The organism is Vibrio sp. CCB-PB317 (genome assembly GCF_022808245.1).
GTDB classification, from domain to species: Bacteria; Pseudomonadota; Gammaproteobacteria; order Enterobacterales; family Vibrionaceae; genus Vibrio; species Vibrio diabolicus.
In genome coordinates this window covers 1-6,593 of the sequence record NZ_JALGNU010000008.1, presented here as the reverse complement: position 1 = coordinate 6,593, position 6,593 = coordinate 1, and the positions used below count along the sequence as shown (strand labels likewise).

6 protein-coding genes are annotated in these 6,593 nt (G+C 40.2%); all 6 read left to right on the top strand.

The annotated features are described in order from the left end of the window. The first annotated feature begins 126 nt into the window (after nucleotides 1-126). Entirely contained in the window at nucleotides 127-609 is a 483-nt protein-coding gene (locus MTR11_RS23760) for a MazG-related protein (protein WP_243328504.1), read from the top strand. 143 nt (nucleotides 610-752) lie between these two features. After that, a complete protein-coding gene (locus MTR11_RS23750) occupies nucleotides 753-1,253 on the top strand; it encodes a flavodoxin family protein (RefSeq protein WP_140126682.1) in 501 nt (166 codons plus the stop codon). A 1,242-nt stretch (nucleotides 1,254-2,495) separates the two neighbouring features. Further along, entirely contained in the window at nucleotides 2,496-2,966 is a 471-nt protein-coding gene (locus tag MTR11_RS23740) for a GNAT family N-acetyltransferase (RefSeq protein WP_243328406.1), read from the top strand. Nucleotides 2,967-3,743: 777 nt separating this feature from the next. Beyond that, a complete protein-coding gene (locus MTR11_RS23725) occupies nucleotides 3,744-4,448 on the top strand; it encodes a DUF5677 domain-containing protein (RefSeq protein WP_243328503.1) in 705 nt (234 codons plus the stop codon). A gap of 272 nt (nucleotides 4,449-4,720) precedes the next feature. Continuing rightward, nucleotides 4,721-5,356, top strand: a complete 636-nt coding sequence (locus MTR11_RS23715; protein WP_151514891.1) for a hypothetical protein — start codon at nucleotides 4,721-4,723, stop codon at nucleotides 5,354-5,356. A 1,008-nt stretch (nucleotides 5,357-6,364) separates the two neighbouring features. Beyond that, the coding region (locus tag MTR11_RS23705) for a nuclear transport factor 2 family protein (RefSeq protein ID WP_243328502.1) at nucleotides 6,365-6,593 on the top strand (229 nt) is incomplete at its 3' end.

Here is a 6,593-nt window from a genome sequence, read left to right as displayed (position 1 = left end):
TACGCGTGGCATTTTTGCTATGCGTCAAGTTTAGTGGTTAAGGTGGTATGCGTAGGCTTCGGTATTGTGTGCCTCACACCTTAACAAGGCGTTATGGCGCACGATCAAATTAACTAGGTACTCAGGATGAGCGATAGAGTAAAAGAAGCATTGATTTGGTTTAAGGGGATCTTGGAATCAGAGCGAATTGACTATCAAATTGTGGGTGGTTTGGCTGCAACAATTTACGGTGGTAGCCGAGCAGTTGCGGACATTGACTTGTATATCCACAATGGCGATGCAGAAAAACTGTTAGCAAAGGTTGGTTCATATGTCTCCAAACCTTTAACGCATTACGTGGAATGCGGTTGGGATTTAGAGTATTTCCAATTAATCTACCATTCTCAAAAAATCGAAGTTGGTTTGTCTAAAGGAAACAGAATTCAATCGGCTCTTGATGGTTCATGGCACAGGTTAGAAATTAACTTTTCTAACTCGGTTTCAATGTGTTATCAAAATGTCGAAGTGCCAGTAATCCCCAAAGACGAGTTAATAAAGTACAAGCGCTTACTGAACAGAGAAGTGGATTTAATCGACATACAGGAACTTACGGAAAATCCAGCGCCATAACAAATTGTTCAAGAGTGATTCGGCACGCGTGGCATTTTTACTACGCGTTGGTTTTAGTGGTTTTAGTGGTTTAGGTGGTATGCGGAGGCTTCGGTATTGCGTGCCTCACACCTTAACAAGGCGTTATGTAACATGGAGGTTTAATGAACATTGCAGTCATATTGGGTACTTCTAAATCTGACGGAAATACCCGAAAATTAGCAGACTCTTTTGTAGAGCAGTCTGGTGCAAAGTTGTTTGATCTATCTAATTTCAACGTTAGTTTTTATGACTATTCGCATGAAAATAAAAACGATGATTTCCTTCCCATAATCCATGAACTACTCAGTTTTGATCATTTGGTGTTTGCTTCTCCTGTGTATTGGTACTCAATGTCAGCACAGCTAAAAGTCTTCTTTGACCGATTATCTGACCTTTTAACGATTGAAAAGGAATTGGGGCGTAGGCTAAAGGGTAAGTCAATTTCAGTTCTATCTACGGGTTACAATTTGGAACTGCCTGATTGTTTCGTACAGCCATTTGAGTTGACAGCAAAGTACATGCAACTTGAGTTCAAAGGCTGCGAATATCTTGCTATACAAACAGAGTCTGATTTAGGTAAAGTTACTGTTAGCGCAGCACAAGCCATTGAAAATGTTACATAACAAAGCGTTCAAGAGGGACAGTCAACGCGTGGCGACTTTGGCTCAAATCTTGGCAAGTGTGTTTACGGTGGTAAATTGAAGTTTGGTGGTGGCGCGTTGCTGCCCCTTAACGCGGCGTTAGTTGCCAACGAGGAAAACGCAGCTAAAGCAGAATGTTTAGAGTTAAAATCAGTGTGTTTTTGGTGGCGTTTCGTACTTTAATTTTGAATCGTTCGGGTTTGTGAAAATCGTTCTCAGGTTTCTTTTGTGGTTGGATTTTCTGTTTCAGAAACCGATTTGTTTGTTGAAAGTCAGCTTTGTAATATTGTCTTCTCAAAAAATTTTTTGGTGTTGTTAGTCCGTTTTCTACGGCGCTGTTTCTTCCAAGTGGTTTCAGTGACAGGCGCTTTGAAACTGCGCCTGATTTGAGTTTCTTAAAACACATAAAGCTAGTGTTGGCAAAGCGGCAATTAACTTCAAATCAAAGCGTTAGGTTTGGCAACTAACAAAGCATTCAAGAGGGATTCACAACGCTTGGCAGTTTTGGTTTGAATCGGCTTTAGTGTTTACGGCACAATGGTTTAGTTTGGGTGGAGTGCGTTGTTCACCCCTTAATGCGGCGTTAGAAGTTTAGGAATAAATATGGGACGCAGAAGAGAACTAGGTAGTATCGCAAACGGTATTATTGGTTCGTTTCGAAGTAGAAATAATGATGTCGATGGTTATTGGGGTATCGGTAAGCTATACCTGTTTGTAGATCACCTTCAAAGTAAGTGTGTTTCTATAGATCTTTGCTCTCAACAGATTACCCCTCATTTTCAGCACTTTGACCACATGACTGAGCGCTATTCAAAGATGTTTAAAGGGTTACTTATAAAACGTTCAATCCCGCTTAAATGGGTCAGCTCAGCATACGTTTACATTGAATTTGAAGCGGATTATGAGGATCGCCATCATAATTGGCGTAGTACATTGGGAAATCCGTGCAATCTAGTTTGTGTAGTCGTAGATGACAATGGCAAGTATCATATTGCTCGTGCGTATACAAACTGTTTCCCACATGACGCGAAAAGGGAAAGTCGGAGCACTAGGTGAGCAAGCTTCTAACAAATTGTTCAAGAGTGATTCGGCACGCGTGGCATTTTTACTATGCGTTGATTTTAGTGGTTAAGGTAGTATGCGGTAGCATCGGTATTATGTGCCTCACACCTTAACAAGGCGTTATGTAGCCGCGAGAGGACGGTAAATTAAAAGGATTTATATATGTTAAATATTCGGCAAGCTCGCATTGAAGATATCAGTGTTATCAAGAAACTACAGTTTCAGCTTAATGAGTATCATCAAGCAAATTTACCTGATGACTTTTTATCACCGGAAGAAATTGAACAAAAAATAGACCTACACAAGATAATCAAAAATGAAAGGTCGATTTTTCTGGTAGCCGAAAGCAAAGGGCAGTTAGTAGGTTTTGTTTTTGGTGAGCTATGGGTTCGTAAGTCTTGGACGCTCAAACAGCGAAAGATCGCAAGCGTTGAACAGATTGTTGTGGATTCATGCTTTAGGAGTCAGGGTGTTGGATTGGCGCTAATAGAGGCATTTGAGGAAAGGGCTATTTCTAACGGCGGAGAAGAGCTGTGGTTAGAAGTATATTCTTTCAATGAATCAGCTCTAGCTTTGTATCGCAAAGCTGGTATTGAGCCCAAAATCCAAATTGGACAGAAAGCACTAACCTGAAAGTCGGCTACATAACAAATTGTTCAAGAGTGATTCGGCACGCGTGGCATTTTTTACTATGCGTTGGTTTTAGTGGTTAGGGTGTTATGCTGAAGCATTGGTATTGCGTGCCTCACACCTTAACAAGGCGTTAGTCGCCAGAAAAAGCTAGCAATCAAAATCACGTTTCTAAGCTTAAAATTTGGCTGATGATTGTTTGCTATACAGGTTCTTCATCGATGATCAAAACTCAGTTTAGCTGTTTTAAGTCCAAAGTTTTGCAAGTGTCCAAGCGGTTGTTTTGTTCTTTGGTGCTGACAGAGCAGGGCAATCGAGCGTCTGTTCTTGGTTGCAATTCTGCCCGGTGAGTTTGTTGGTTCAAAAGCAGATCTACTAGTTGAAAAGTCGTCTTCTCTGGTGTTGTAAGTTCCATGTAGTTTCAGTGACTTTGTTGAAAGTACGCATTGTGAGATTGGCTTTCCAAAAGCGCTTTTTGGTGTTGTCAGTCCGTTTTCTGCGGCGTTGTTTGTTCCAAGTGGTTTCATTGACTAGCCGCTTTGAGACTACGCCTGACTTAAGTGCATCAAAGCACATAAAGTTTGTTGTTCGCAAAGTTTAGTTCGGCTTAAAATTGTCGCTCGGTGCCTCGCGACTAACAAACTGCTCAAGAGGGATTCGCAACGCGTGGCATTTTCACTATGCGTTGAATTTAGTGATTAAGGCGGTATGCGGCGGCTTCGGTATTGCGTTGCTCACCCCTTAGCAGGGCGTTAGGCTTCAAATCAAGAGGAGGTGAAAATGTCTAAAAAATTGAAAGATCATGTTGTCGATGGAAGCAATATAGAGCTCAAGAAAAATATCGACAAAATAGTTAAAAAATCAAAGTTTATAATTAGGTGGATTGATAAGAATGTAGAAAGAACGGAAAAGTCAGTTCTGTTAGTTAATATTCTTAATTCAGTGTGTGATTACCTAGAAGTTACAAAGGTATCGATAAATCAACATATTTCCATATTAGCCATCTCAACTCGAAGTGTTTATGAATTGAATGTTAGGTTAAGAACTCTCTCAGATGAAAGTGAACAAAAAAAATGGGCGTCAGAAGCACTAACAGATAAAGTCCAAACCCTTGAGGGAATCCTTTCGTTAGGGAATGAAAATGAAAGAACTCAAGAGAGAGCAATTTTGGAGTATGAAATTACACGGTTAAAAAACTTAGCCCAAAAATATAACTTACCAGTTATTAAACAACCTGCAAGTATGGGCAATTTAGCAAAAACTGTAGAAATGGAATCAGAGCACAAAGGATTGTTTAAGCTATATTCTAAATTAGTTCACCCAAGCTCTTACTTAGTTAATGATTATGGCAATGCTGCATCAGTTGAAAATCAAAAAGTACTTCAAATACATGCTCAATTGTACGCACATGATACGCTATCCCGAATTTGTGAAGAGTTATCCATTCCTTATGAGATAAGCAGACCATACGGCGTCGAAGCCTAACAAACTGTTTAAGAGTGATTCGCAACGCGTGGCATTTTTACTATGCGTTGAATTTAGTGATTAAGGTGGTATGCGGCGGCTTCGGTATTGCGTTGCTCACCCCTTAGCAGGGCGTTAGCTTAACATTTAAGTTCATGAACAAGGTAGTCAGGCAATTATGCTATTTATAAATTGCAATGTTGTGTGAAACTAAACAAAAAAGTAGTAAGCATATTTGTGCTCAAGTTCCAATAAGTGTATTAAGCATTATCAAAATCTATATTGGAGGCTTTATGAGAGTGCACAAATCAAAAATTGCCGCAGATCCAGTTAAGTACTACACGCATTTGATTGGTATGGAAAAGTACGAAGCTCGTATGAGACAGGAGCCTAATGCAATTACAATTATTACAGGAATTGTACTTTATAGAGAGTTACCTAAGAACAAACAGTCCGAAGTTTTGAAGCTAATATTGGCTTTGAACGATGGCCAGTTGAAAGCTTCATTATATGGTTTAGTTTCTCAAGTGGTTGCAAATCCATACTGGTTCTCATGGTCACTTTCTGATCGGGAGCTCAGAGAATTTTTTGATACCAATAAGGATGTGACTAATATATTGAAAGGTCTTGGCATAGACTTCTCGCTCCCTCTCACAGCAGCAGGTATATCAGCATTTTTGCTTTCATCAGCGCAACAAGGGGTAAAAAGTGCTTCCAAAGAGGTTGCGACTCAGTTGAAAAAGCAAGTTACAAGCTCACCAGTTGCGCAGATTGCAAATAGACTGGGAGTGACCAAACAAGTTGCAGGCAAAGCATCGGCAATCTTGGTCGTAATGGTCAGTGTAATTGCTTATCAAACACACTTAAATGCAAAAGATGCGCGGAAGGAGCTTCTTCGCAGAGGTCTACTTCAACCGGAAGATTTGTAATGCTAGTTTTAATACTAATAGTGATATTGTCATTGGCAACAATTCATTTCTCGCATGTGCTATTGATGCAGTATATGTTCTCTGAAGAAAAGTTATCGCCGAGTACTACTTTTCTTCGTCCATTATCTTTGTGTGTTATGGCTGCATGTGCCCAGTACTATATTCTTTCAATGATAACAGGCTACAATTTACCCGAGGTTGCGGGATTGGCTCTCGTGGCTACGAATGCATTCTTCTTCGTTGGTTTTTATTTTGCGTACAAAGCAAGAGTAAAAAGCCTGGAAAGTAAAAAGCACTCCTGAGTCTATATTAAGCTAACAAAGCATTTAAGAGTGATTCCCAACGCATGGCATTTTTCATTCCATCGTTGGGTTTTGTGTTTACGGTGGTAAGGTTTAGTTTCGTGGTAGCGCTGCTCACACCTTAATGCGGCGTTAGTACGGGATTGGTATCAAAGGTCAAAATTTAGGTGTTTATCGGTTTTGTTTACCAGCTTTACACCTGAACGGGCGTGCCTTTCACGTTCTTTCCGGTGGCACTATATGTGGAGTTTCCGCTTTGACTTCATCGTTTACGGCTTCTAACTTTTTGGCTATTTCGTGGGCGCGGTTTCTTTTGTGTTGTTGGTTTTTTAGCTTTTAATTCGGTACTTTGGTGCGGTTGTCAAAGTTAGGTGACTGAATCCTTTGCTAATTTGAGACTGGTCGAAATAGGGTAGTTTGGCGTATTTTTCTTCTAGCCAACTTGCGTTCTTAGGTGGAGTTCTAGTTTGGCAGTTGTCCGTTTGGCTCCAGCGTTTTAAGCCAATAGTTTCGTGCTATATTTCAATATCTTGGTGCAAGCCAAAAGGTTTTAAAGTAGCGTACTAACAAACAATTTAAGAGTGATTCGGCACGCGTGGCATTTTTGGTATGCGTTGGTTTTAGTGGTTAAGGTGGTATGCGGAAGCACCGTATTGCATGCCTCACACCTTAATTGGGCGTTATGCGATATGAGGAAGTTGATAGTATGGAAAGCAATGTAGTTAAAGAAATAACTGAAGTAGAGGAGAAGTTAAAAACTTCAATGCTCAATTCAGATACGATTGCCTTGCAAGACTTATTGTCTGATGACTTGGTATTTGTTAATCACCTTGGTCATCGAACTTCCAAACAAGACGATATAGCACTGCATGGCTCAGGCTTACTAGTTATTAAGTCGATTCAATTCCATGATCTTCACGTAGTACCTCAGAAGG

Coding starts and splice junctions, on each gene's coding strand:
- MTR11_RS23740 (WP_243328406.1), top strand. CDS start 2,496: ATGTTAAATATTCGGCAAGCTCGCATTGAAGATATCAGTGTTATCAAG.
- MTR11_RS23725 (WP_243328503.1), top strand. CDS start 3,744: ATGTCTAAAAAATTGAAAGATCATGTTGTCGATGGAAGCAATATAGAG.
- MTR11_RS23760 (WP_243328504.1), top strand. CDS start 127: ATGAGCGATAGAGTAAAAGAAGCATTGATTTGGTTTAAGGGGATCTTG.
- MTR11_RS23750 (WP_140126682.1), top strand. CDS start 753: ATGAACATTGCAGTCATATTGGGTACTTCTAAATCTGACGGAAATACC.
- MTR11_RS23715 (WP_151514891.1), top strand. CDS start 4,721: ATGAGAGTGCACAAATCAAAAATTGCCGCAGATCCAGTTAAGTACTAC.